Genomic DNA, 26,122 nt, shown 5'->3' on the forward strand with positions numbered 1-26,122 from the left:
CGCTTCTCAGCAGAAGTCCTATTTCACCTGATTCAGGAGTCTGTCAATCTGCAGATTCAAATCTTCCTTTCCATCATTTCTGATTTCAAAATCACTCTGCAAAACGACATCAGCCTGAGGCAACTGGGCATTTATCCATTCCTCTGCTTTCTGGCGGGAAATCTGATCGCGCTGCATAATCCGCTGCAGACGGACTTCCTGTGGAGCCGTCACGCAGACCACATAGTCGAAACGGGTGCGATGAACAAAACCACTGTCAAAGAGAATGGCGCTTTCCAGCCAGTTCTTTCCGCTCTGTTCGAAATCGCGAGCCACAGCAGGATGAACCACATCATTGACTGCCAGTTTGTTGGTCTCACTCGCCAAAAGAAACTGAGCGAGAACTGGTTTCTGAAGCACTCCGTCCGCATAGACCTCATTGCCCACAAGCAGCTTTAGTGCAGCCTGCAACTGCTCATCGCTACGCATCAGCCTTTTGGCCGCAGCATCGCAGTCGTAAACCTCGATTCCACGCTTGGCAAGTTCTCTGCAAACAAAGCTCTTGCCGCTTCCGATTCCTCCTGTAATAGCTATTTTCATCAGATTCTACTTTTATAGATCCTCCTATTCCCTATTGCTGTTCAAGCAGATAATCCACCTTCTCCACATCAAGCCTTGCCTTGCTCACGGTTCGTGGCACACTGCGCAGCTGGAGCGTACACTTATCAGCCGGATTGGAAGACAGATCGTTGTAATCGACAACCACCTTGAACTGGTCGGCACTGACAGTTCTGAACAGGCTGGCACCTATCGTAAATCTGACGGTGACACGAGACGGGAATGTGCGGAGCACCATGCCCAGAGGCATATTGATGGCCGTAATCGGAACATCGATTGTCTCTTCGGTCAGAACATCAGGATAGACTGAAAGGCGCACCGCATTCGGAACGATCTTGACGCCCACAATCTTCTGTAAGTGCACCGTCTTGTGGATCGTATCCTGCAAGTTGCGATAGTTGAATGGTTCTATCTCCACATAGCGCAACTGGTCGAGCCGCTTCTTGTTGGCATAAACCGTCACCGTACCCGGCAGAAATTCCGTATGAGCCAGATAATAAGTCTTGCTCGTCGTAATCCTTCCCCTGAACTTGACAGGAACCTGCTTGGAAGCACCATATGTGAAATAGAAATCCAGCTTTTCAGGCTTTACTGACAGAAGTTTGCTGGAGCCATAGAGCTGGCTCTGCACCTGCTTCACCATGTCGGCATTCGGAATCACGCCGTGCCCCTGATCCTCATCTGCATAAGTAGCAAACTTGAACGAGAGCGGCTTAAACCATTTGCCATATTTGTAGGTAACCAATGTAAAACCCTTATCCCTCACCATAACCCGCACAGTATCAGCAGGTTCGTCGGTCACAACGGCATTACGAGGCACATTGACAAGGCGCACAGGCACCTCTAATTCTTCCTCATAAGTCTCATTGAGCACCATCATCAGCCAGAAAGCACCGCTGAGAAAGAGAAAGAACAAAAAAATCAGAAACTCCTTGTTCAGCGCACTGAACAAAAAGTTTCTAATCACTTGCCATATTTTTCCTATATTATGCATTTGGAGTCTGAGCAGTAGCATCAGCAAACACGTAGCCCTTAGCTACAGTGATTACTACGCCACGAGCAATCTCAACATCTACAGTATTCTGCTCCAAGTTGATACGCTTAACGGTGCCATAAACACCACCGCCAGTAACAACCTTAGAACCTTCCTGCAGAGAGTTCTGGAATTTGCGGATTTCCTTCTGCTTCTTCTGCTGAGGACGAATCATGAAAAACCACATGATAACAAAAATTGCTACCATCATAACGAGGAAGCTTATATTACCACCACCACCTTGTGCTACCAATAATAAATTCATAGTTGCTATTATTTAAAATGTTATTAATATTCTTTTTTCAACTTCAGTCTATCGACCTCAGTCTGTTTTCATTACGGAACTTTATCTTCTGTGATGTTCCTTGCGAGGAGGCAATTCCTTGGCAATGATACCACGGTCGATGAGGAATCTGCCGATATTGTCGAGCATTCCGTTCACATATCCGCCGCTTCGAGGAGTACTATACACCTTGGCCAAGTCAACATATTCATTGATAGTGACAGAAGCAGGAATATTTGGGAAATTGACCATCTCTGCAATGGCAATCTGCATGATAACCACATCCATGTAAGCCAGACGGGAGAAATCCCAGTTGCGGGAAGCATCACTCATATAGCGCTGATACTGGTCGCAATTGAGGATGGTAGAACGGAACAGCTTACGGGCAAAGTCACGATCCTCCAAATCTTTATATTCAGGAAGAAGTTCCTGGTCGGCCTTATTCTCCTGCTCGAAACGCTTGATGGTCTTGAGCACGAATGTGTCAACCACTTCTTTGTCATCATTCCAATAGAGGCTCTTTTCCTCCAGAAGAGCATCCAGCTCATCATTGTTCATCACAAAATTCTTGTAGAACTTACGCCAAGCCTCACGGTCTGCCTCATAGTTGTCTTCCTCTGAAGCCATGTACTCCTGAAAAGCCTCGCTGGCTGTAATGTTAGTGTAGAGCTTGCGCACGAATTCAATGTCATCATCCCATGAAGAATGTTTCGCATCAATCCAATCACCCAACATTTTGTTTTCTTCCAACTGAACAGCAAAACGATTGAACGCAAATTTCTGCGATGGAGCCTCTGCCCCTTCACGCTGAGCACGAGCCAACTCCACGTCGTAACGCTTGCGAGCCTCTTTAGTGACAGCCACAATGAGTTGCAACATGTAGTTATACAAGTCGTACGCTTTAGAAAGACTAAACAACAATTCCTTCTCAGCATTATCCATGTTGTGATTGCCGTTTTGATAGTACGCATAGGTTAACTGTACAATCTTTCTTCTAATTAAATCCCTATTAATCATTCTCTAATAATTTAAAGGTTTATATTACTGTCGTTATTTGACACGGCAAAAATACATATTTTATATGGAACATGCAAGAAACCAGTGGATATTTTCTACTTTTTTAAGGATAGAAAGCCCGTTTACCCCCTTCTGAGTCCTCAAAGAATTACTTTTTAGCATTTTTTTCTTCATAAATTTGCTTATTTCAAATATTTGTTGTAATTTTGCACCCGCTTTTGCAAAGCTTATCCGTGTGATGGCGAGTTAAGGCACTAATTATTAATACTTAATTTAGAGTAACACAAATGAAAGAGATTAATGTAACAGGTCAGAAGCGTACAGACCTTGGCAAGAAAGCTTCTAAGTCATTGCGTAAGGAAGGTTTTATTCCTTGTAACTTGTATGGTGAGAAGAAGGGTGAGAACGGTGCTCCAGAGGCATTGTCATTCGCTGTTCCTTTCGCTGAGTTGCGTAAGGTTATCTACACTCCTCACGTATATGTTATCAACCTCATCATCGACGGTGAGAGCCACACAGCTATTATGAAGGAGATCCAGTTCCACCCAACTACAGACGCTCCTTTGCACGTTGACTTCTACGAGGTGAACGACAAGAAGCCTATCACTATCGGTATTCCAGTGAAGTTGGTAGGTCTCGCACAGGGTGTTCGTGATGGTGGTCGTATGAACCTTTCTATCCGTAAGATCAACGTAACAGCTCCTTACCAGGTAATTCCTGAGCACCTCGATATTGACGTTACTGCTTTGAAGATCGGTAAGAGCATCAAGGTAGGTGACCTTTCATTCGAGGGTCTTGAGTTGGCTACAAGCAAGGCTGTTGTAGTTTGCTCTATCAAGATGACACGTAACGCTCAGCTCGCTGCACAGCAGGCTGATGACGCTGCTGCTGAGTAATCTTGATTGACAACCCGTAAATTTAAACACATTTAGATTTTTCAAATTGGATAAATATTTGATTTGTGGTCTTGGCAACCCAGGCGATGAATACGCAGGAACAAGACACAACACGGGATTTATGGTATTGGACGCTTTTGCTAAAGCGTCCAATATTCATTTTGAGGATAAGCGTTACGGATTCGTGGCCGAAACTTCCATCAAGGGACGTAAGGTGTTCCTTCTGAAACCTACCACCTTCATGAACCTCAGCGGCAACGCCGTAAGATACTGGCTCAATCAGGAGAAGATAGATCAGAAGAGGCTGCTCGTCATCAGCGATGAACTGGCTCTGCCGCTCGGCGCTTTCAGACTGAAAGCCAACGGAAGCAACGGCGGACACAACGGACTGGGACACATCCAGCAGCTTATCGGACAGAACTACGCCCGACTGCGCATGGGCATCGGAAACGAATATCCACGCGGAGGACAGGTGGACTGGGTGCTCGGAAAATACACAGAGGAAGACATGAAGGAACTGCAACCTGCCATCGACCTCGGTGTGGACATCATCAAAAGCTTCGTCCTACAAGGTATTGACATTACAATGAATCAATACAACAAGTTAGGAAAAAAATGAAATGAAAGAAACAGCAAGAATAGACAAATGGCTCTGGGCTGCCAGAATCTACAAGACACGCAGTATTGCGGCTGATGCCTGCAAGAATGGGCGCGTCACCGTGGGCGGCGTAAACAGAAAACCATCCTACATGATCAAGAGAGGAGATGTGGTCAGCGTGAAAAAGGCGCCTATCACCTACTCTTTTGAAGTGCTCGACTGCATTGAGCAACGAGTTGGTGCTAAAATGCTCTTTGCTGTCTATAAGAATGTAACCGACCCTAAGCAGTATGAACTGCTGGAAATGAGCCGCATCAGCGGTTTCGTGGACAGAGCCAGAGGTACAGGTCGTCCTACTAAGAAGGAACGACGTGCGCTGGATGCTTTCGTGGACCCAGCCATGTTCGGATTTGAAGACGAAGACTGGGAGGAAGAGGAATAAAAGTTGCGTTTTCTGCGACGACAACAGAGACTATAGCGACAAATCCAAGCACGAGGTATTCTCTCTGACTTTCGGTTATAAATTCAAACTGTAGGATATCCTCATATTTAAATCTCCCACAACTTTGACTTTCTTCAAGTTGTGGGAGATTTTTCGTATCTATATTCCAAATATATACGCCATAGTATTCCAAATGGGAAGAAAGAGGAAATATTTTACCTTAAATTGCAAAAAACTCATCCAAAAGTTTGCATCCTATTGTTTTTTACTATACCTTTGCCCTCGCTAACAGAAACAAACGGCCTGCAAATATGCTTTCCATATCAACAGAAAAGATGGATCAGCAAAACGCTCCCCCGTCTGCCTCTATTAGCAAATATAGTAGAATTCTAATATATAAAGTAAAAAGTAAACAAATAGTATTAACTAAATTTAGATTAGAGATTATGAAAAAGATTATTGCAATGGCAGCTCTCGTGCTGTCTTCAGTAGGTGCTTTCGCACAGTATTCAGCAGGTGATTTCACTCTCCAGCCAAAAGTTGGTTTGAACTGTACTTCTATCACAGGCGACAACGACGCAGATTACAAGGCAGGTTTCGTTGGTGGTCTTGAGGCTGAGTACCACGTATCTCCATTAGTAGGTATCAGCGCAGGTTTGCTTTATTCCATGCAAGGTGCAAAATGGTCTGGCAATCTTTCTTATGAAGATACAGAAATTGCCAACGCAAAAGCTACACTCAAGACTGACTATCTCAACATTCCTATTTTAGCAAACATCTACGTTGCGCCAGGTCTCGCTCTCAAGGCAGGTGTTCAGCCAGCATTCAACTTGACACACAAGCAAAAGTTAGAGGGTAGCATTGCAGGTTACAAGGGAGACACAGGTTACCAGACAATTGATGGTGTTAAGTCTTTCGACTTCTCTATCCCTGTAGGTATCTCATACGAATATCAGGGTTTCTGCCTGGATGCACGTTATAACATCGGTTGCACCAAGGTTTTCGATGAGGGTGATGGTAACCACTCTGTATTCCAGTTGACACTTGGTTACAAGTTCAAGCTCTAAAAATCTAACAAAAAGCATAAACCCATAGGTTCTTGCAAGAGTACCTATGGGTTCTTTTTATAATTTATTCACACTAAAAAGCAGTTTTATGAAAAAGCTATTTCTTTCAGCCGCTATGGCAGTGTTTTCACTCGGTACATTTGCTCAAAGCGCCGTTGGTTCTGTCACATTACAACCTAAGGTAGGTTTGAATATCGCCTGCCTCACCGACGAGGACAACGCCACTTCAAGAATCGGTTTCACAGGTGGAGCTGAACTCGGTTACCAAGCCACCAAAAAGTTCGCTATCACTGGAGCTTTGATGTACTCTATGCAAGGTGCTAAGAGCGACTTTGACGAATACAACGGAACCCTCAAACTCGACTACATCAACATCCCTATCCTCGCCAACGTCTATGTTGTCAAAGGTTTGGCACTGAAAGCCGGCATCCAACCAGGTTTCTGTATCAATAAGAAAGTTAGCGTTGGCGGTATCAGCGTTGACATAGACGAGGCTTTCAAGCAAGCTGACACCAACTACAAAATCAACACCGTTGACTTCTCCATCCCTATCGGTTTGTCGTACGAATATAATGGACTCGTCATTGATGCTCGCTACAATCTCGGTGTCACAAAGGTCGCTGACGGTTACATTGAGAACGAAGGCATCAAGATGAGATCAGACGACAGACACTCCGTCTTTCAGTTTACCTTGGGCTATAAGTTCCAATTATAAAAGCCATCAGATAGTAAGCAAGAAGCCTTGCTTAACAAAAGTATATAGAAAATCCCCAATAGTTTTCCATTCCGTAAAACTATTGGGGATTCTTTTATTATTCTCATACCAAGACTATCATTCTTTTTCATAATGATTGCATCACTTTTGTCATACCGATACTATCACTCTTTCTTCTCTTCTTCCTCCTTGATTTCCTCAATATAAGTTCCTTCGTCCATTGTTCCCATCGTAAAAGAACTCACTTCTTCTGCCTTCGTCCATTTCCGCTTATTGTTGGCAATCTTGAATGCATTGATACATTCCACAACACCATAGATAAGCATGGTCCAGCCGATGATGAAGAGCGGAGCAGAGGCTATGGCTGAAGGTTTGATGACAGCAAGCAAACCAATCAGGAGAATGATGGAAGGAAAAATCCAATAAACAATTCCCACACGTCCCAACTTGCGAGCCGTAGCAAGATTCATAAACTGCGTCAATGCGCCCATAATCAGAATGACAGAAAGAATGAACATCAGACTGTTGATGAACGTATTAGGCATCAGAGCCAAAATCAAACCCAGACAGAGACTGCCTATTCCCACAATAGGAAAATGAGGAGTCAACCCCGTGAGCTGCTTTCCATTAGCATCATAAACAACACCTACTTTACCCGAATTTCTCTTGGCACTGAAATAGGTAACGATGGAAATGACTCCCGAGAGGAAAAACAACACACCGATGGCTATGGTAATCCAAGTAACCGTCTGTTCACGATACTGAATGAGAAGTGCACCTACGATAATCGCACAGATTGCACGGAAAAATGAACTATGTATTACTTTCATATTTCTTTTTAGATTAATATTCGACAAACTATTAAAAAAACTTCTACAAAAATACAAACTATCTTTGATAAATCCAACTTTTTTTGTAATTTTGTTGGCAAATTAAGGATATTATGACAAAATTGTATTTAGTTAGACATGGTGAGACTGTAGATAATGCAGCCCAGATTATGCAAGGACAAACACCAGGCAAGTTAAACGCCACCGGCATTGCCCAAGCTGAGGAAGTAGCTCGCAAGATGGCCAATGACCACATCGATGTATTCATATCCAGCGATCTCTACCGCAGCATCCAGACTTGTGAGATAATCGCCCTACCTCATTTTCAGGACGAGAAATCCATGAAACAAGCCATGATTACAACCCCACTGATACGGGAGCGCGACTGGGGCGATTTCACAGGTAAGTTCATCCCAAGTCTTCCCAAAAATCCGAAAGACTGGCCAGACAACATCGAATCTATCGAAAAGATGAAATCACGCGCACAGAATTTCCTCACCTGGCTCAAGGTGACCTATCCCGACAAAACTATTCTTGCCGTAGGACACGGCATTATCAACAAGGCTATTCAGAGCGTTTATTTCAAGCGCCCTATGAACGAGATAGAAAAGATGGGAAACGCAGAGGTAAGAGTTCTGATCTTATAATCTGCTTCTATTCCCCACCTTATTATATATATAGAAGAATCCAAACTATAGAATACCCTATATCCTATATGAAGAAGATTCTATATTCACACTTAACATTTCACATTTAACATTTATAAAACCCTCTCTTATGGCAAACAAAATCGCTTTGATTACAGGAGCTACCAGCGGTATCGGTGAAGCATGTGCACGCCGATTTGCCCAAGGCGGATACGACCTGATTCTTACAGGAAGAAACACAGGCAAGTTGGAAATCATCAAGAAAGAACTCGAAAATGCTTACGGCATTATGGTCCTTGCATTGGCTTTTGACGTTCGCAACCGTGAAGCTGCCCAGAAAGCCGTTGATTATATTCCTTCACACATGAAGAATATCGACGTACTCATCAATAATGCTGGTCTGGCTCGTGGACTGGAACCAGAATACGAGGGAGACTTTGAGGATTGGGATCAGATGATAGACACCAATATCAAGGGACTTCTCACCATGACCCGCCTCATCGTGCCAGGAATGGTCAGCAGAAATCATGGACACATTATCAATATCGGAAGTGTTGCCGGTGATGCTGCTTACGCAGGAGGCAATGTTTATTGTGCCACCAAGGCTGCCGTCAAGGCAATTACAGACGGACTCCGTATCGACGTGGCTCACACCAAAGTGCGCGTCACCAATGTAAAACCAGGATTGGTGGAAACCAATTTCTCCAACATCCGCTTCCATGGCGACAACGCCCGTGCCGACAGAGTTTACGACGGAATCGTACCGCTCAATGGTGATGATGTGGCAGATGTGGCTTTCTATGCAGCCAGTGCTCCTGAACACGTCCAGATAGCTGAAGTACTTGTGCTGGCCACCCATCAGGCAAACGGCACCGTCATTCATCGCAACTAAGAAATCCTCGCAAACAGAAAACGATTGCGATAAAATAGAAAATCCTCGCTACGAACACAACGATTCGTAACGAGGATTTTTATTGCTAAGACAATTTGCCTGAGAACGATTATTTGCCGAGTTTCTCCACCAATCCTGTCACATAACTGCAAAGGATTCCGATACCCTTCTCGTTTTCACCACCCTGCGGAATGATGATGTCTGCATAACGCTTGGTGGGTTCGATAAACTGCTCGTGCATAGGTTTCAGCACCTTCAGATATCTGTCCACAACCATCGAAACCGTACGACCTCTGTCTATTGTATCGCGCTGGATATTGCGGATGAGTCGTTCGTCAGGGTCAGCATCCACGAAAACCTTCAGGTCCATCAGGTCACGCAGCTTCTTGTTGAGCAAAGTCATGATTCCCTCGATGATGATGACCGGCTTCGGTTCCACATGGATCGTTTCCTTCTCACGATTACATTTCAGATAACTGTAAGTAGGCTGTTCGATGGCAATTCCATTGCGCAAATCAGCCAACTGCTTATGGAGTAATTTCCAGTCGAAAGCATCAGGATGATCGAAGTTGATAGCATGTCGCTCCTCATCCGTCATTCCCGTCGTATCATTATAATAGGAATCCAGAGGAACCACAGCCACATAATGAGGAGGCAAAGCATCCACGATTTTCTTGACCACAGTTGTCTTGCCCGAACCGGTTCCTCCTGCAATACCGATAATCGTTATTTTATCTTTTTCCATAGATTCGTTAATATTAATTTATTGTACGCGTACATTATATATATAGAATAAACCCAGAGATCTCATCAGAAATCAAAGAATATCATCAAACATTCTCTTGTAGAAATCTGCTTTTTTCTCAACTGCCAAAGGATAAGCCCGGCTGCTGCTTGGCATTCTATAGAGCCTCAACGTGCGATTCTCGAAAGAAAACTCCACGTATCCTCCCATGGCAGGAGTCTCAGTAATACCATAATGTTCAGAAAACACCTTGGTAGCCAACTGTCCTGCCGTCAGCACCGCTTTACATTCCGGCAAAGCTCGCAGCATTCCATCCAGATCAGACTGTTCCACGATTTTCAAATCCTTGTCAGAAGCCGTATTCTTGGTACGAATCACTTTCTGCGCCGTATCAAAGAGAGCAACTCCCTTTTCTCCAAGAAATTCCTTGATAGCCTCCAGCCTGTATTGCTTATGCTCTACATCCACGAAATGAAGTTTATCTCCGAAAAAGATAATTCCAAAGATGCGCCACATATCATTCTGAAAATTAGGATAATACCAGGGAATGCACCAGCGCTTGGGTGAAGGCGGGAAAGTACCGAGCATCAGGAGATGCGCATTCTTGGGCAACCAAGGTTCGAAAGGATGACTCTCTATCATTTTCTTTATTTTTTTACCTTTTTACTTTTTTACCTTTTTACCTTTAAAAATCACTTCACCTCCTTCACCAGGTACATGACTACAGGCAAGTGGTCGCTGAAACCATTGAGCCATCTGCCACCAGCCTGAGTGCGCAGCGGAGCACCCTTGTACTGACCTTCCTGCTGGATAAGATAATCGCGGCGGAAAACCTGGTGAGCAAAATACTTCAATGTAGAGAAATCCTTATTCTTAGCATCCTTGTTGAGCAGGTTTGGCGTAATCACAATCTGATCGAAGAGATTCCAGTTGCCATTATAGAATAAGGTGCCCTTACCCTGCTTAGCCAAAATATTATACCATGGATTGTACATATCGTTTGGTCCAACCTGACTGATCTCCGGTTTGGCACTCAACACCTCATGCATACTCTTATTGGTAGGATCATCATTCATATCGCCCATTACAAACACCTTCATATCCTTGTTGATGCGGAGCAGACTATCCTTGACAGCCTTGGTTTGGCGGGCACCCGACTCCCGATAGAACGGACCAGAAAAACGGCTTGGCCAGTGACAAACGATGACAGCCACATCCTCACCAGCCATTTCACCACGAACAGTGAGGAAACCACGAGTATAATAAGCACTGTCCTTTGCCTTCTCCTGAACATAAGGCACTAACTTTACATTCTTCACAGAGAAGAGAGAAGGATTGTAGAGGAAAGCACAATCAATGCCACGACGGTCTGGACCCTCTATATGACAATATTTCATATTACGGGCCTTCAGAGGAGCCTGCTCTATCAAGTCGTCCAGCACTTTATGATTTTCCACCTCTGACAATCCGATGAAAGCACACCCCACCTTAGGCAACTTATCCGTACCCATGTCGGCAAGCGCCTTGGCCATGTTGCGCAACTTATTGGTATATTTCATTCCGTTCCATCCCTTGGCAGGAAGATATTCGTAATCATTCTTGCCCTCATCATGGCAAGTATCGAAGAGATTCTCCTGGTTATAAAAACCTACAGCATAGAGATTGAATCGTTTCTGCCCTTGGGCAAAAGCAGCCAAGCTGACTATCAAGAAGGCCGCAAACATCAATACATTTTTCTTCATAAATTTATTATTTTATTTAGATTATCAAAAATCTTAAGTTAGTAAATGTGCGAAAACTCGCTATCAGAATGCAAATATCGGCATTTTATTTGAAAAAACCGCATACTTAATCAAAATTTAAACGAAAAAACTTTTAATTTTAAAAAATATTTTGTTACTTTGCAGACATTATTAGTAATTAAACTATAAACTATGCAACAAAAGGTAAAATTAGCAATGCTTGCGCTCTGTTATGGTCCGCTGGCTTTTGCACAGAATGTTGAGCAAAAGGCTGCATCCAACCTGGACGAGAACGCATTCACATTCACCGAAGCACAGTTGGGTGAGGATGATGACATGTCTCAGAATGTAACCATTCTCAACTCTACCTCTAACGTTTATGCATCGGAGGCAGGATTCCTCTTCTCTCCTATGCGTTACCGTTATCGTAGCTTCAATCAAAAGTATAACGAGGTTTACATCAATGGAGCACCTGTCAACGACATGGAAAGCGGTCAGTTCCGTTTCTCCAACATCGGTGGCTTGAACCGTTTCTCCAGAAATGTAGATTTTGCTTTGCCTTTCGAAGGAAACAACTATTCTATGACAGGCATGGCTGGTAGCAACAACTACGACTTCCGTGCCGGAAGCATGCAAGTGGGTCAGTATGCCTCAGTTGCTGCTGCCAACAGAAATTACACACTTCGTGGTCTCTACACTTACAGCAGCGGTTTCAACGACCGTGGCTGGGCATTCAGTGCCGGTCTCACCTACCGATGGGCCAACCGTGGTTATGTGGAGGGTACATTCTACAATGCTTTATCTTACTACATCGGTGTTCAGAAGAAGTGGAACAATGGTCACTCCCTGAGTATCTCTACCTGGGGCAACCCTACCGAGCGCTCTACACAGGGTGCTTCTACCGACGAGGCTTACTGGCTCGCCAACGACCGTTACTACAACCCTTACTGGGGTTATCAGAACGGCCACAAGCGCAATTCGCGCGTTGTCAACGACTTCTCTCCTTCTGCTATCGCAACATGGGACTGGGACATCAATGATAAATTGAAACTCACAACTTCTGCATTTGCCAAGTACTCTATGTACAAGAGCACCAAGCTCAACTACAACAATGCAGAGAACCCACAGCCAGATTACTGGAAGAACATGCCAAGCAGCTACTATGACATCTGGAATCCTTCTTCTGTCAACAACAACCCTAATACATGGCAGAGCTGGAAGAACTCATACGATTTCTGGACAGCAAGCAAGGCTAACCGCCAGATTGACTGGGACCGCCTCTACTATGCTAACGAAAATGCAGCAAAGGCTGGCAACGAAACAATGTACTACATCCAGGCTAAGCATAATGACAACTTGAACCTCACCTTGTCATCTACGCTTACTGCAAAGGTAACCAAGAACTCCAAACTGGTGAGCGGCTTCATCTTTGCCAGCAACAGCAACCGTCACTACCAGACTTTGGAGGATATGCTTGGCGGCTCTCTCTTCCACAACATCAATAATTACGCTCTCGGAAAGTATCCAGCTACTGATCCAAGAGTTCAGTATGACTTAAACCGTCCTAACGCCCCAGTCAACGAAGGCGACAAGTTCGGTTATGATTACAAGATTGAAGTGATGAAGGGCTTGCTCTGGACATCTTACACTGCAGAATTAGGCAGATTCCAGACTATGTTCAGCGCTAAGTTGGGTCAGACCAATATGCGCCGTCATGGCTATATGCGCAATGGTATGGCTGCTGAAAACTCTTATGGCAACAGCGGAATCGCCAGAATGGGCGAAGGTGGTGCCAAGGGTAGCATCAGCTTCGACGCCGGTCGCGGTCATGCGTTCAAATTAGGTGTTGGCTACGAGTGGCAGCCACCTAAGGCTAACACAGCATTCGTATCTCCTGAGATTCAGAATGACTTTGTGAGAGATTTGCATGATGAGCATATCTTCAGCAGCGAGTTCGCTTACCAATACCAGAACTCATGGATGCACGCCAACCTGAATGCATACTATAGCCGTCTTGACCATGTTACTGAGTGGCAGAACTTCTATAGTGATATGGACAACTCGTTCGTATATTTCAGTCTTCCTGGCTTGCAGAAGGAATACTATGGTGTAGAATTGGGTCTCGACTTCAAACTCACATCTTTCCTCAACTTCAAGGCTATCGGTACTTTGAGCGACAACAGAATCCTCAAGAATATTGAGACTACACGTTCTGAGTCTGTCACAGGCGACTTGAATACTGAAATGACATATATTAAAGGTATGCGCGAGAGCGGAACTCCTCTCAACGTAGGAAGCCTTGGCTTGAGCTATCATGCAGGTGGCTGGTTCATCGACCTCAATGCCAACTACTACGACCGCATCTACCTGTCATACGCACCTATCTACCGCACCCAGTCTGAGTTATCTCGCCTCAACGCATTCGACAACTTCGGCAACCTGATGCCAGGTTATACAGACCAGTCTAAAGGTCATGGTGGCTGGATGGTTGACGGCAGCATCGGTAAGAGCGTACGCTTGAAGCACGGCAGCTTGAACTTCAACTTGATGATTACCAACATTCTGAACAACCAGAAGATCGTATCTGGCGGTTATGAGCAGAGCCGAAGCGATTTCTCAGGTAATGGTGATAGCAGCAAGGAGCGCGTTTACAAGTTCTCCAAGAACCCTAAGAAGTATTACGTATTCGGAACAAATGGTATGTTCCAGGTTTCTTATAGATTCTAATAAAAAGGAAAGATATGAAAAAAATATTATTCATAGCAATGGCTTTTGCCAGTATGTTTTTTGCATCTTGCATGGGCGATGGTTATGCTGATCCTGATAATACGATTAAGGTGCCTGCGGCTCCTGTCGGTGACAATAATATCAAGGAGAAGAATGTCATCACAATTGCACAGCTGAAGGAAGACTACAACAGCCTCATTGCTAATAAGAGATATGAACAGATAGACAAGGACATCCAGATCAAAGGTTACATTACTGGTAATGATCTCGGTGGCAACCTTTACAACGAGGTTTGTCTGCAGGACGAGACGGGTGGTATCTTGGTTTGCATCAACAAGGGTGCTCTCTATGGCGAACTTCCTGTTGGTCAGCAAATTCTCATCAATCTGAAGGGCCTCTACATTGGTGGTTACGGTTCTCAGGCTGAGTTGGGCGGTGTCTATACCAACAGCACTACGGGTGCACAGTCTATCGGTAAGGTTGACCGCTACGAGTGGAACAAGCATTTCAAGATTTTGGGTTCTCCAGACGCAGCCAAGGCTGAAAGTTTGGTAGAGGTGTTCGACAAGACCAAGATCAAGGATGCTGACTATCTGAAGTCTTGCTCTGGCAAGTTGATGCGCATTGAGAATGTACAGTTCTCTCAGGCTGACGGTAAGGCCGTTTATGCCCCAGAGACAGAAAAGGACAAGACCAACTGCGTGAACCGCAACTTGACTGATGCAGAAACCCAAACACCTATCAGTGCTTCCAACCTCTTGGTTCGCACTTCAGCTTATGCCAAGTTTGCCAATGTCGCTTTGCCAAAGGACCCTGTCAACATTACAGGTATTTTCACCCGTTTCAACAATGTTTGGCAGATTCTGATCCGTACAAGCAATGATGTAGAGACTGCGCTGAATGTTCCTGGTGGAACCAAGGAAGAACCTTACACTGTGACCAACGCGCTCAAACTCATCAATGCTGGTAAATATACAACAGATAAAGTTTATACTACCGGAATCATCTGCGAGGTAGGTAGCGTTGATACAGGCTCGTACGGTAATGCTACATATTCTATCTCTGAAGATGGAAAGGCTGTTGCCGGCAAGATGATCAAGGTATTCCGCGGCTTCAATCTCGACAACCAGAAATGGACAGAAGAGACAAAGGGCACCCTTGCCGTAGGAAAGAAGGTTGTCATCTATGGAACATTGACGATGTACAATGGCACTCCAGAAATTGACAGCGGAAACTACCTCATCTCTATCAAGTAATTCATCCATTAGAAATTTTTAAATAGAATAACAATATGAAAAAGATTATATATTCATTGTTAGTGTTGGCTATGGCAGCCTTTACTTTCAGCAGTTGCGAGGACGTTCCTGCTCCTTACGACATGCCTACTAAGCCAGAGACTCCAGAACTTCAGCCTACAGGTTCTGGTACAGCTGCAGACCCATTCAATATTGCTGCAGTAGAAAAGTATATTGACGAAGGCGGAAGTGCAGAAACAGAAATCTATGTTAAGGGTAAGGTTGTATCTGTAAAACCGGGAAGCTTCGATCCTCAATATGGTAGCTTGAAATATTATATTTCAGAAGATGGTACAGCTACAAATCAGTTCTATGTATATAATGGCTATGCAGGTCCTAACCGTACAAAGTTCTCTGGAGAAGATGCTTTGAAACCAGGCGATGAAGTTGTCATCTGTGGAAAGGTTGATAACTACCAAGGTACAAAAGAATTCCTCGTTGGCAACTATATAGTATCTCTTAATGGTCAAGGTGGAACCACTACTCCAGATACACCTGCAGGCGAAGCCAAGGGTACTGGTACAGAGGCTGATCCTTTCAACAGCATAGCTGCTAACAACTTGGCTACTTCTTTAGGATCAGGTGAGGTTTCAGATAAGGAATACTACATCAAGGGTAAGATTCAAGAAATTAAGGATCAGTTCGCAGCACAATTCGGTAACGCCACATTCTATATTGCTGATGATGAAAACAGTCAAAAATTCCTGATATTCCGCACTTACTACTTTGGTGGCGAGAAATGGAAAGAAGGCGATGGTCAACTCAAGATTGGTGACGAGGTTGTAGTTTGTGCCAAACTTATCAACTACATGGGTAACACTCCTGAGACAAATCAGGGCGGCAAACTCATCTCAGTAAATGGCAAGACCAGCATCGAGGGTGGCAGCGAGACTCCAGACACACCTTCTACTGGCGACACAACAACACCTAACGGTGATTTCGAGACTTGGGTAGACGGCAAGCCTAACAACTGGAAGACAGCCTCTACAGCATGTAATGCTACTCTCACTCAGAGCACAGACGCCCATAACGGAAAGTATTCTGTAAAGGTAGGTGGTTCTACAACAGCCAACAAGCGCCTTGGCTACAAGGAAATGGAGCTTAAAGCAGGCACTTATAAGATTAAGTATTATGTAAAGGCAGCTACAGCAACAGGCGCATCTGTACAGTCTGGTTTTGTTGATATAACAGCAGAAGGTAAAGCTGGAAACTACGTATATTCAGGCTACATCAACGATATCCCAAACACAAAATGGACACTTGTCGAGCAAGAATTGGTCATTCCATCAGATGGAAAATATTGCATCGTTATCATGAATGCTAAGAGGCCAGGTGGTGATGTTCTCATTGACGATCTCACTTTGACTCTCGGCAAGACTGTTATCATTAAATAAACTATATTTGGCGTTTTCATATTTCCCCATTGCCTCTCATCAGGCAATGGGGATTTTGTTTTCAGCTATGTTTCTTGTGTTCTGTCAAATTCCTCCAGAAGTTCCAGATATGCCCTTCAAGCGGTCCCTCGATGAACACGTGATGGGGAACTGGTGAACAAGAGACGAGCAACGAGGGATCACGAGGCGGGCAACGAGTGCCCAAACCGAGAACCACAATTTGGGTGTAGTTTCCTATATTTAGTTGACTACATAGTTCCTTATTCCTATTGTAAGTTGACAATTATTTTCTCTATTCCTAATTCTACTTGTCAATCTTCTATCTTATTCCTAGTTAGTATTTACATACTTCATTCTAGTTCCTAATAGAAGTAGACAAAGGACCCACCCCTAGGGGTGGATCGCGGTTTTTACAATTTTGCTGCAAAATTAATCATTTTTCCTGAACTGACAAGGATTTTATGTACTTTTCCCTATAACTTGTCCAATTTTTCTTTAAACTTCCCTTTTGTTTCGCAGCTTCCTTTGGTGTTAGCATCCCGATACTTCCATGAGGGCGTAACTCATTGTAAAAGTGTACTGCCCTTTCTAAAGCCTCTTCTACTTCCTGTAAAGAAGTAAAAGAAAGCCCCATGAATAACTCGTTCTTCAACGTGTTATTGACACGCTCTGCTACAGCATTATCCTTCGGATTGCCACATTCTGTCATGCTAGGTATGATACCGTATTCCCTTAGTAATTTGATGTATTCGTTACTAGCATATTGTACACCTCTATCGGAATGATGGATTGGTGTAATAATATCCTTATAACTTTCCATGCGCATTAAGGCCATGTTTAGGGCTTTCAAAGGGAACCTGGTGGAGAGTGACTCACCGACAGAATAGCCAATGATTTCTTTTGTGTAATAATCCGTAATCAAAGAAATGTAGCAGAAATGATAAGTGCCTTGTTCGGCATCATCCCAAATCTTCTGATATGTAATGTCGCTCACCCAAACTTCATTGGGTGATGATGGTATCAGTTCTTTTATCTTGTTGGGGTATGTGGGTAACCCATGACGAGAGTCCGTTGTACGAGGTTTTCGGTTGGAAGAACGCACTCCCAACTTGTACCTTGATATTATATCCTCGAAACGGCAATGTCCCATGGCGTTCTCTTCTCCAAACTCCTTGCAATACATCAGCCAGAGTTTACGACCGCCGATACCTGGATCTTGCTTTCTAATAGACTTAACATACTCTATTACAAACGATTCCTCTGCCAAGGCTGCAAGCATATTGTCTTCGTGCTGATAATACGCTTGACGAGTAAACCCAAACAGTTTACAGAGGCCAGAAACACTATAGTTTTTGTCCTCTGCACGAAGTTCCTTTACTGTTTGGGTCCAGATTTTTTTCGCACAGGAATCTTATAAAGACGCTCTGCAATATCAATCATCTTGTTATAGGCGGCAGCTGCCATCTTTGCCTCATGGAGTTCTTGCTCCATAGCTGCCAAGCGTTTCTTCAATTCAATGTTCTCCTGCGAGAGATTTTCTGGTGTTGCATTTTGCTTCATTTCTTCTACGATTTGTGGATTATTGGTTGCAAAGTTACCAAGAATTCTGTAAACTGAAGTACTGCTAATTGACATTTTTGCCATAATTTCTCTAACTGGTACATGATACTGATAATAACTGCGAGCTATGCTCAACGCTAAATCCATTTTGTCTTTGTCCATATTTGTTATTTTTAAGTTGATTTATACTGTGTCAACTTTTTCTAGGACAAGACAGGGCAATATATCTGTGATAATAAAAAAAGAGTAAAAGAAAGAAAAACATCAGGAAATATTTGGCAGAAAGAAGAAAAAGTCGTAACTTTGCACCCTGTTAAGTGTAAAGGCTATAATGGGCATGCACCGAAAGGACATGAGATGATGCGAAGAACATCCCCATAACGTCTATTTTTAATAACCCAATAAAAATAAAAAAGAAAAATGAAAAAAGGTATTCATCCAGAGAACTATCGTCCTGTAGTATTCAAAGATATGTCTAATGGCGACATGTTCCTCTCTCAGTCAACATGCAAGACTAACGACACTGTTGAGTTCGAAGGCGAGACTTATCCAGTAGTAAAGATTGAAATCTCTAGCACTTCTCACCCATTCTATACAGGTAAGAGCAAGCTTGTTGATACTGCAGGTCGCGTTGACCGCTTCATGAACCGTTACGGTAAGTTGAAGAAGTAATATACCTTTTCATTTAAAGGATATATTATCGCAAGATACAAAAGTGCGTTCGAGCGTAGTTGCATATACGCTGGTACGCACTTTTTTCGGTTTTATACATTTCTACGAGAATGACTATTTTTATATTACAAATTATATTCTAACACGACTTCTATGAAACGAATCAAGATTTACCTTTTGATGCTTCTCGCTGCACTCACAGTAGGTAGCTGTGGAAGCGATAATGACGGTCCTGGTGGTGGAATCGTCAATACGAATACCAACGCCAATGTTGTAACCCCAGGAATGCCTAACGAAATCACACGTTTGGAATTTCCAAAGGTGAAAGGTGGAACAAGTACAATCATCGTTCACGAAACTGACCAATACGGTGTCAACTTCTGCACAGAATTTGATACCAGTAAGAAATCACAGCGATGGAGTTGCTATGCAGTCTATAAGAGTAACAACCTGAAAGGCTGGAATAGACAGAACTGGAAGTCTAAAGAAGGAGTATCATGGAATGGTAAGACTTGGAAAGGAGATCCTTTCCAGATAGACCCAGAAATTCCTGCTAACTTGCAACCAAGTATTAAAGAATTTAGCTCTTCCAGCATGCCAAGTGAAGGAATCACCTACTTCCAGAGAGGACATATCGTTGCTTCTGAAGACAGAATCTGCAGCATGGATGTAAATGGACAGACTTTCTATATGACCAATATGCAGCCTCAGAGAGGAGAATTCAATACCGGCATTTGGGAAAAAATGGAAGAAAAAATCAGAAGCTTTCTGACATACAATATGAGCACTCAAGCTACGCATGCCAATGATACTATGTATGTCTGCAAAGGTGGAACCATTGACAAGTCTGAGCAGATTTTGGGCTACACAAAAAATAGATTTATAGTTCCTAAATACTTTTTTGCAGCAGTCATGATCAAAAACAAATCCGGTCATAAAGCCATCGGATTCTGGTTTGAACACAAAGATTATCCTTCCACAGAAAAGTTGAGCGCACATATTATCAATATTGCCAAACTTGAGGAACTTACTGGTATTGACTTCTTCTGCAATCTTCCTGATGATGAGGAAAGACAGATCGAGAACGTGAATATCACACCATCCTATTTGCAAACTGTTTGGAAAACAACAAACTAAGTTCTCTGATACTTTACAACATTTCACAATACAGAAAAGTTAAGAGGATGCATCGAAACGATTCGTTTGATGCATCCTCTTAACTTTTCCTCCAACACAAGGTTTATCTTCTGCTATTAAAACGAGAAGACGTTCCCTTAATCGGACTCTGATAAGCAGCCTTACCAAATGATTTATGCTCAGTTACATCTGCTCCACGAGTCTGAGCCTTGGCATTATTGGTATCGTTCAAGCGCTTAAAATCAAAATAGATAACATCGCCCTTAACGCTTCCTGTTCCTATCATATAACCGAAGAAAGTATCATATCCCTTCTTGTCTTCATATCCCAAATGGAAACCAGCCTGAGAAGAACCATAGTCTAACACAAAGGTTGCCCCACTTTTCTTGTACTTGATATAAATATCTCCATTATCCTCTATGTACCAGGAGAAATCCAAGGTCTGGCTCTTATCTTCAATGACATTTCCTTGAGAATCCAAGAGATAATCAGTCTCCACACCCTCTCCACTATAAGATTTTGAATTCTGATTATATTGGAAGAACTTCATGGTCGTATAATAAACATCTGTGCTGCGCGATTCACCATCCTCTTTGATATAAGAATAATCCATCTCACCGTCCCATTCTCCACAGAGAGTCTGGGCCATCGCCGTACGTTCATCACCACCTTGGTTGTTTCCATTACCACCCTGATTCCAATAATCATTATTCCAGTGCCAGTCGCCATAGTTATTGCTCCAGCCGTATGGATCATACCAAGGATCATCGTCACAACTGACAAATGTCATGGATGCTACTGTTATCGCAGCCAACATCAACAAAGATTTTATATATTTCATATCTCGTCCCTTTCTTTTTAATCTGTTCCCTGAGGAAACAGCAAATCTCTTTACTTATTCTTATAATTGACCACTCTTCTCAGATATTTCAGCGAATCAGAATCTGAGGAAGAAGCACGGGTATCATCGATAGTTCCCAGATGAGGCTTTGCCCAACCATATCCCCATGAATCATACCAATCATCACTATCATACCAGTCATAATTCCAACTGTTAGGAGAAGCCGTCTTCACCAATCTGAAATCCGCGCTGCTATTTCCACATTCAACCGTTCCATAGAAATAATCATCATCCAAAGAATAGTTATAAATCGTAGCATACGAGTTTTCCTCTATGAAGTGAATATTGATAACACCATTACTCACCGCCCACTCTATGTGATTAGCAACGTAATTCCAAGGAGCATTGCTGTATCGGTCTATCCAATACCCCTTTCCGTGGTCGGAATAAGAGTTGCTTGGAACAAACGTTATCTCAGAAGTGGTAGAAGCATAATAATGATCACCATACGTCAATCCAATATCCATATAGCCTTTCCAAGTGCCATATAAAGTATCGCCAATGTCAGCGTCCTCATCGCAAGATGTGAAACTGAGGCTCATCAAAGCCACGATAGCCATCGTCAAGAGAGTCTTTAAATTTTTCATATCCATATAAGTCTTTAAATTACATTTCTTTGTTTATTTGCTGCAAAGATACGCCAAATAATCATACCAACAAAGGGTTTTTAGGAAAAAAACAGGGAGAAATCCCTATGATGTAATGGAATATCCCTAAACAATTTGGAAATTACAAGTTTTTTGTTTATCTTTGTCCAAGAAAAGCTGCACTCGGCAATTTGAAAACAAGTTTTCATTGCGCTCGTTTGCATTTTCTTTGTCGAAAATATTAACTTAAGAATATGACCAGAAGAATCATACACATTATTATATTGGGGTTATTATCAATATCCGGATATTGCGGAACACCCTATTGTGACATCAGAAAGTTCTCTATTCTGGATGGACTTGCTGCCAACAACATATCAGACTTATGTCAGGGAGCAGACAACATGATGTGGTTTGCTACCTATAATGGTCTGTCATATTATGACGGCTATACTTTCCACACTTTCCGTGACTTACCTGATAACCAAGATGTCCTCAGTACGAATCGTATTCGCAATATCTTCCCTTGCACCAACTATGACCTTTGGTGTATTACATACGACCGTCGTCTCTACATATATGATACCCATTTGTGCGACTTTGTAAACATAGAGGATCAAATCAACGAGAAGTTCAACATCCATCTTTATGCCGATAAAGTTTACACCCTAAGTCCAAAAGCAAGTTGGATAACTACAGCTGACCACAAATACGCAATCAGAATTTCAGGAAAAGAATTTACAGACGACAATCCAAAACTCATCATGGGAGGAACTAAAAGCCTGCCAAGTGGAAATATCTGGTATATTACCGCCGACAAAAAGGGGCGTGAATGGATTCTTACAGACAAGGGTACTCACATCTATGGTACCAAATTCACCACTCCAATTCCATTTAAATGGTTCCGACAGGTAGGCAACACCATTTACCTGGCTACAGCAGATGGCAGAGTTGCCGTCTTTGATGAAACCAGAAACCATATCTCCATGATTCCGATGCCGGAAGGAGTCACAAAAATCAATGAATTAAAAAATACAGGCTATCAACTCCTGATAGCCACAAATATCGGTGTAGTAGTCTATAATCCACGTACATTCAAATCTGAAGTTGTAAGTGTTCAGAACCCTAACCAGCCTGTAGCAGAAGTCAAGAAGATATACGTAGATAGCAAAGACCAGCTATGGGCATTTACTGACGGTATGGGTGTAACCATCATCAATCCAAATACATTGGAAAAGAAATGGTTGTTTGCAGACCAGGAAAATCCAGTTTTGCGTACTGTCAGCGAAAAATATTTCATCATGGAAGATGAACACAATACGCTATGGATGATACCTAACGGAGGTACATTCTGCTACTATGACAGAGCGAAAAAAGAATTGGTACCTTATGTTTTGCAAAGCAACTCTCAAGGCAATGCAAGTATTCCAAGAATCACTAAATACGTAATTTCAGACCAAAAAATTCTTTGGGTAACGGGTATTCATGACCTTACACAAATCAACTTCAAATATCATGAATATACGCTGAGCCAAGTTGAAAATACAGAAAGCGAAGTACGCGCCATCACACTTGACCGTAATCGTAACTATTGGGATGGATTTATCTCTGGATATTTAAAGATTAGCAATGACCAGCATCAGAAGCTTGGCTACATCACCCCAAGTGGTCAATTATCACAAACACCAGTTCAGTTCTCCACCTGTGGCATCTATGCACTCTACGAAGACAGTCAGGGATACATGTGGATAGGAACAAAGGGAGACGGGCTCTATCTTTTGAAAGACGGAGAATTGCAGCATTTCACCCATAATCCGGCAGACCCATACTCTCTGCCTAATGATAGAATCTATGATATTGTAAGCGATAGACAAAACAGAATCTGGATTGCAACTTGTGGAGGATTGGCTATTGCAGAAAGAGTAAACGGCACCTATCGCTTCATTTCAAACAGAAATAAACTCAACTGGTTCAAGAATGGGCCCTACCAAAGATTACGCCGAATTACATGTACCAACAAAGGTACCATATTAGTAGCAACAACCGACGGACTTGTTACATTCTCCGACGAATTCAAGGATTATTCCAAGATTAAATTCTATCATTCTAATCATATTATAGGTGATACAGCTTCCCTCATGGCAAGCGATGTCAACTATACATTGGTTCGTTCTAACGGAGATACTTATATCTCTACATTAGGTGGTTGTCTGCAAATTACAACCAGTAAATCATTATTAGAAAATAATATAAGAGTCGAATTCGTCAAGAATATCAACCTGGACGAAGGTATCGTACAGAGTATGATAGAAGATAATGCAGGAAATATCTGGATTATCAGGGAATCCAGTGTCGATAAATTCAATCCAAGCACAGGAAAAATAGATGTTTTTGGGCCAAACGATTTTGATTTCCACATGACGTTTACAGAATGCCGCCCATTCCACGATCCTTCTACAGATCAAATCACATTAGGAACACCGATGGGAAGTATTACCTTCAATCCAAAGGTACTCAAAAAGACTACCTATCAACCGAAAATACTGTTTACCTCTCTGCACTTCAACGGAGAGGCTCATACCATTCCTATCCTGCATAGGCCAAATCTGGTCATTCCTTCAGACAAGCGAAATCTGACCATTACCTTTGCAGCACTTGACTATACCAGAAAGTATCAGACATACTATGCATATCGTTTGGAAGGTCATACACCAGAAGGCGTATGGATTCCATTAGGAAGTCAAAATATGATTGGTTTCAACCGCATTTCTCATGGTAAATACATCCTCAAGGTAAAAGCCACCAATACACATGGAGTCTGGGGTAAATATATCGCAGAACTCCCGATAGAAATCGAACCCACTTTCTGGGAGAGCATATTGGGAAAAGTCATTCTTTTCATATTGTTCATCTTAGGTCTTGGCTTAGTATTCTATATGTATAACAACCGACAAATACAAAAACTCAGCCATGACATGAGTGTACTGAAGAACCATTTCTTCAGCAATGCTTCACACAAATTGAGAACCCCTCTCTCTCTGATAGGCGGTCCAATAACAGAAGTGCTGGAAAATGAAGAAGGACTCTCAGAAGAAGGCAGAAACCTCTTGACATTGGTTCAGAGGAATGCCAGAGAGATGTACCAGATGGTCAACCAAATGCTGAAATTTGACAACAATAGCAATTTCTATGAAGATGGAGGTCTTGACAAAGATTCTCATGCAATCCAAGAAAATGGAGAGATAGAAGACTCAAATGCCAAGAACTACATAGAAGATGTAGCTTTAGACTCTGCAGAAGAATTTGAAAAGGGAGAAAAAAATATCACCATACTCGTGGTAGAAGACAATGCGGACCTACGCACCTTCCTGGATACTATTCTGAAAAAAGACTACAATGTGTTGCTTGCAGAAAATGGAAAGAGAGGTCTTGAAATGGCACGCAAATTTGTACCAGACTTCATCTTAACTGATGTTACCATGCCTGTCATGGACGGAATCACCATGGTACACTACATCAAGCAGGACAGCAATATCTCCCATATTCCAATCATCATACTCTCTGCCAAGGCCAGTCTGGAAGACCACCTCAAGGGATTTGAAGAAGGAATCGATGGTTATCTGACCAAACCATTCTCTGCCACTTACCTGAAAGGCAGAATTGAAGCGGCCATCAACTATCGCAAGAGTCTGCAACAAGAATTGCTCAGAAACATTCATGTTGGAGACGAAACGCAAACGAGTCATAACACGACTGTTCAAAACAAAACAGAGGAGCCTCAACGTATTACGATTGGCGAATCTACCATTAGCATACAGGATCATACCATCAAGAAAGTGCTGAAGTTTGTCTTGGAAAACATTTCTGATCCAGACATGAAGATCGACGATATTGCACAGGCCATGGGCATGAGTCGCAGTGTACTCTATGGAAAAATCAAAAATGCGGTAGGATTGACTCCTATTGATTTCGTCCGTCACATCAGAATTATGAAAGCCATCGAGATGTTACGGGATACAGATGAAACGCTGACCAGCATTGCATTCGCTGTAGGCTTCAGTGATCCGAAATATTTTTCTAAGGTGTTTAAGAAAGAAATGGGTATAATTCCAAGTGAATATAGGGAAAAAAACAAATAAAAACAGTTTGATATACCCTAAAAAACAAAAAATACACCATAAAAAAAGAAAATTATTATACTTTTGCATCAGTTCTTAGAAAAGTTAAATGATAGATTTTTTGTGAACTTCTTAAGATACAAGTAGTTATCCATACAGAAGTTCAAAAAACCCAGGGTTTGTGAAAATCCTGGGTCTTTTTATTTTCTAAGTTCTTACTTTTTTAG

General features: G+C 42.6%; 25 protein-coding genes. 13 read left to right on the forward strand and 12 right to left on the reverse strand.

Features of this window, described 5'->3' with window-relative positions; all coding sequences use genetic code 11:
- Positions 1 to 18: 18 nt before the first annotated feature.
- From coaE to nusB, 4 genes are all read right to left on the reverse strand, one after another.
- Positions 19 to 579, reverse strand: coding sequence for a dephospho-CoA kinase (gene coaE, locus KUA50_RS07120; protein WP_022110935.1), 561 nt, complete (start codon positions 577 to 579; stop codon positions 19 to 21).
- Positions 580 to 610: 31 nt separating this feature from the next.
- Positions 611 to 1,564 (reverse strand): CdaR family protein, encoded by a 954-nt coding sequence (locus KUA50_RS07125; RefSeq protein WP_318346076.1) that lies wholly within the window; start codon positions 1,562 to 1,564, stop codon positions 611 to 613.
- Positions 1,565 to 1,583: 19 nt separating this feature from the next.
- Positions 1,584 to 1,895: a preprotein translocase subunit YajC gene (gene yajC / locus KUA50_RS07130; RefSeq protein ID WP_218457717.1), complete on the reverse strand. Its 312-nt coding sequence runs from the start codon at positions 1,893 to 1,895 to the stop codon at positions 1,584 to 1,586.
- A gap of 81 nt (positions 1,896 to 1,976) precedes the next feature.
- Positions 1,977 to 2,930, reverse strand: a complete 954-nt coding sequence (nusB, locus tag KUA50_RS07135) for a transcription antitermination factor NusB (protein ID WP_022110932.1) — start codon at positions 2,928 to 2,930, stop codon at positions 1,977 to 1,979.
- Positions 2,931 to 3,217: 287 nt separating this feature from the next.
- On the opposite strand from nusB, the gene KUA50_RS07140 reads away from it, so the two are divergent.
- From KUA50_RS07140 to KUA50_RS07160, 5 genes are all read left to right on the forward strand, one after another.
- Entirely contained in the window at positions 3,218 to 3,826 is a 609-nt protein-coding gene (locus KUA50_RS07140) for a 50S ribosomal protein L25/general stress protein Ctc (protein ID WP_218457716.1), read from the forward strand.
- Positions 3,827 to 3,872: 46 nt separating this feature from the next.
- Positions 3,873 to 4,445 carry an aminoacyl-tRNA hydrolase gene (gene pth / locus KUA50_RS07145; protein WP_118116440.1) on the forward strand — a complete coding sequence of 191 codons (573 nt, stop codon included), beginning with the start codon at positions 3,873 to 3,875 and terminating at the stop codon, positions 4,443 to 4,445.
- Position 4,446: 1 nt separating this feature from the next.
- On the forward strand, positions 4,447 to 4,866 hold the full coding sequence (locus tag KUA50_RS07150; protein WP_118116442.1) for an RNA-binding S4 domain-containing protein: 420 nt from the start codon (positions 4,447 to 4,449) through the stop codon (positions 4,864 to 4,866).
- A gap of 446 nt (positions 4,867 to 5,312) precedes the next feature.
- Positions 5,313 to 5,933 (forward strand): porin family protein, encoded by a 621-nt coding sequence (locus tag KUA50_RS07155; protein WP_218457715.1) that lies wholly within the window; start codon positions 5,313 to 5,315, stop codon positions 5,931 to 5,933.
- Between the two features lie 88 nt (positions 5,934 to 6,021).
- Complete coding sequence (locus tag KUA50_RS07160; protein ID WP_218457714.1) at positions 6,022 to 6,648, forward strand: porin family protein; 627 nt, start codon at positions 6,022 to 6,024, stop codon at positions 6,646 to 6,648.
- 164 nt (positions 6,649 to 6,812) lie between these two features.
- Here KUA50_RS07160 and KUA50_RS07165 read toward each other — a convergent pair whose 3' ends face one another.
- Positions 6,813 to 7,478, reverse strand: coding sequence for an HdeD family acid-resistance protein (locus tag KUA50_RS07165; RefSeq protein WP_218457713.1), 666 nt, complete (start codon positions 7,476 to 7,478; stop codon positions 6,813 to 6,815).
- A 113-nt stretch (positions 7,479 to 7,591) separates the two neighbouring features.
- Between KUA50_RS07165 and KUA50_RS07170 the strand changes: the two genes are divergently transcribed.
- Complete coding sequence (locus KUA50_RS07170) at positions 7,592 to 8,125, forward strand: histidine phosphatase family protein (RefSeq protein WP_022110926.1); 534 nt, start codon at positions 7,592 to 7,594, stop codon at positions 8,123 to 8,125.
- A gap of 130 nt (positions 8,126 to 8,255) precedes the next feature.
- Positions 8,256 to 9,017 (forward strand): SDR family NAD(P)-dependent oxidoreductase, encoded by a 762-nt coding sequence (locus KUA50_RS07175; protein WP_022110925.1) that lies wholly within the window; start codon positions 8,256 to 8,258, stop codon positions 9,015 to 9,017.
- 109 nt (positions 9,018 to 9,126) lie between these two features.
- Here the strand turns inward: KUA50_RS07175 and udk are convergent, their stop codons facing one another.
- The 3 genes from udk to KUA50_RS07190 form a co-directional block, all read right to left on the reverse strand.
- The gene (gene udk, locus KUA50_RS07180; RefSeq protein WP_218457712.1) at positions 9,127 to 9,762 is read right to left on the reverse strand and encodes a uridine kinase; all 636 of its coding nucleotides are present in this window, start codon (positions 9,760 to 9,762) and stop codon (positions 9,127 to 9,129) included.
- 72 nt (positions 9,763 to 9,834) lie between these two features.
- On the reverse strand, positions 9,835 to 10,404 hold the full coding sequence (locus tag KUA50_RS07185) for a uracil-DNA glycosylase family protein (protein WP_134842414.1): 570 nt from the start codon (positions 10,402 to 10,404) through the stop codon (positions 9,835 to 9,837).
- Between the two features lie 50 nt (positions 10,405 to 10,454).
- Complete coding sequence (locus tag KUA50_RS07190) at positions 10,455 to 11,504, reverse strand: endonuclease/exonuclease/phosphatase family protein (protein WP_022110922.1); 1,050 nt, start codon at positions 11,502 to 11,504, stop codon at positions 10,455 to 10,457.
- 192 nt (positions 11,505 to 11,696) lie between these two features.
- Here KUA50_RS07190 and KUA50_RS07195 point away from each other — a divergent pair, with 192 nt between their 5' ends.
- The 3 genes from KUA50_RS07195 to KUA50_RS07205 are packed head-to-tail and all read left to right on the forward strand — an operon-like array spanning position 11,697 to position 16,920.
- The gene (locus KUA50_RS07195) at positions 11,697 to 14,231 is read left to right on the forward strand and encodes a TonB-dependent receptor (RefSeq protein WP_218457711.1); all 2,535 of its coding nucleotides are present in this window, start codon (positions 11,697 to 11,699) and stop codon (positions 14,229 to 14,231) included.
- Between the two features lie 14 nt (positions 14,232 to 14,245).
- On the forward strand, positions 14,246 to 15,487 hold the full coding sequence (locus tag KUA50_RS07200) for a DUF5689 domain-containing protein (protein WP_218457710.1): 1,242 nt from the start codon (positions 14,246 to 14,248) through the stop codon (positions 15,485 to 15,487).
- 35 nt (positions 15,488 to 15,522) lie between these two features.
- Positions 15,523 to 16,920 (forward strand): hypothetical protein, encoded by a 1,398-nt coding sequence (locus KUA50_RS07205; protein WP_218457709.1) that lies wholly within the window; start codon positions 15,523 to 15,525, stop codon positions 16,918 to 16,920.
- A gap of 433 nt (positions 16,921 to 17,353) precedes the next feature.
- On the opposite strand, the gene KUA50_RS07210 is transcribed toward KUA50_RS07205, so the two are convergent.
- A complete protein-coding gene (locus tag KUA50_RS07210; RefSeq protein ID WP_218458244.1) occupies positions 17,354 to 18,313 on the reverse strand; it encodes an IS3 family transposase in 960 nt (319 codons plus the stop codon).
- On the reverse strand, positions 18,295 to 18,642 hold the full coding sequence (locus tag KUA50_RS07215) for a hypothetical protein (protein ID WP_218458243.1): 348 nt from the start codon (positions 18,640 to 18,642) through the stop codon (positions 18,295 to 18,297). Before KUA50_RS07215 ends, KUA50_RS07210 begins: the two co-directional genes overlap by 19 nt.
- 258 nt (positions 18,643 to 18,900) lie before the next feature.
- Here KUA50_RS07215 and KUA50_RS07220 point away from each other — a divergent pair, with 258 nt between their 5' ends.
- Positions 18,901 to 19,152 (forward strand): type B 50S ribosomal protein L31, encoded by a 252-nt coding sequence (locus tag KUA50_RS07220; RefSeq protein WP_006847266.1) that lies wholly within the window; start codon positions 18,901 to 18,903, stop codon positions 19,150 to 19,152.
- Between the two features lie 153 nt (positions 19,153 to 19,305).
- Positions 19,306 to 20,289 (forward strand): DNA/RNA non-specific endonuclease, encoded by a 984-nt coding sequence (locus tag KUA50_RS07225; protein ID WP_218458142.1) that lies wholly within the window; start codon positions 19,306 to 19,308, stop codon positions 20,287 to 20,289.
- A 103-nt stretch (positions 20,290 to 20,392) separates the two neighbouring features.
- Here KUA50_RS07225 and KUA50_RS07230 read toward each other — a convergent pair whose 3' ends face one another.
- Complete coding sequence (locus tag KUA50_RS07230) at positions 20,393 to 21,130, reverse strand: hypothetical protein (RefSeq protein ID WP_218458140.1); 738 nt, start codon at positions 21,128 to 21,130, stop codon at positions 20,393 to 20,395.
- 50 nt (positions 21,131 to 21,180) lie between these two features.
- Positions 21,181 to 21,777, reverse strand: a complete 597-nt coding sequence (locus KUA50_RS07235; protein WP_218458138.1) for a hepatitis A virus cellular receptor 1 — start codon at positions 21,775 to 21,777, stop codon at positions 21,181 to 21,183.
- 254 nt (positions 21,778 to 22,031) lie between these two features.
- Here KUA50_RS07235 and KUA50_RS07240 point away from each other — a divergent pair, with 254 nt between their 5' ends.
- Positions 22,032 to 25,916 (forward strand): response regulator, encoded by a 3,885-nt coding sequence (locus tag KUA50_RS07240; RefSeq protein ID WP_256624378.1) that lies wholly within the window; start codon positions 22,032 to 22,034, stop codon positions 25,914 to 25,916.
- Positions 25,917 to 26,122: the final 206 nt, after the last annotated feature.

Origin of the sequence: Segatella hominis, assembly GCF_019249725.2 — a bacterium.
Taxonomy (GTDB): Bacteria; Bacteroidota; Bacteroidia; order Bacteroidales; family Bacteroidaceae; genus Prevotella.